Origin of the sequence: Devosia psychrophila, from assembly GCF_000971275.1 — a bacterium.
GTDB lineage: Bacteria > Pseudomonadota > Alphaproteobacteria > Rhizobiales > Devosiaceae > Devosia > Devosia psychrophila.
Window position 1 is genome coordinate 1 of record NZ_LAPV01000091.1, and the last position, 663, is coordinate 663.

1 pseudogene is annotated in these 663 nt (G+C 59.6%); it reads right to left on the reverse strand.

Going from position 1 to position 663, the window contains the following annotated elements:
• Positions 1–144: 144 nt before the first annotated feature.
• Positions 145–516: pseudogene (locus tag WH91_RS08310) on the reverse strand (IS21 family transposase); the annotation flags it as partial.
• Between the last annotated feature and the right edge of the window lie 147 nt (positions 517–663).

Below are 663 nucleotides of genomic sequence, written 5' to 3' on the forward strand. Positions count from 1 at the left end.
TCTCGACGACCAGTCCAGCCGGAATCAAGGACGAAGTCCGCATATTCATCGCCATGTTGCTGATTCCTCTTCGAAAACAGCACCACCTCGCCACCAAATATCATCGAGAGTGAGTCAGAGCCCTTATTCCACGCCTAATCACACCACCCCGCCGATGACGACCATCGCCTCGCCGAAATCGGCCTGTGCATGCCCTGGCGGATGCGACAGCGGTACGAACACCTCCTGGCGACGCTGCTCTCGCTCGCGCACGTAATCCTTGATGATCGTGTAGCCGCCGGTGAACCCGCACTCGTCACGAAGCCGGTCAAACGCCCGCTTGGCCGTATGGCGCTGCTTGCGCGGCACCTTCACGTCCGCGTCAAGCCAGTGATCGATGGTGGAAACAAACCCATCCAGCTTGGGCCGTCGGATCGGTGACTTGCGCTGATAGCCGGGCGGCGTCGAATACGACATCATCTTGGCCACGCTGTCGCGCGATACGTTGAAATGCTTTGCCGCCTGACGCCGGCTCATACCTTCCGAGCAAGCCAGACGTGAACCGCACCGGGTTTGCCGGAGGCTCCAACTCCTGAGTAGGATGGAGCATGACGAGCAAGACGACGAACAAGTTTTCGAGTGAGGTTCGCACCCGTGCAGTGCGGATGGTGCAAGAGCATGGTG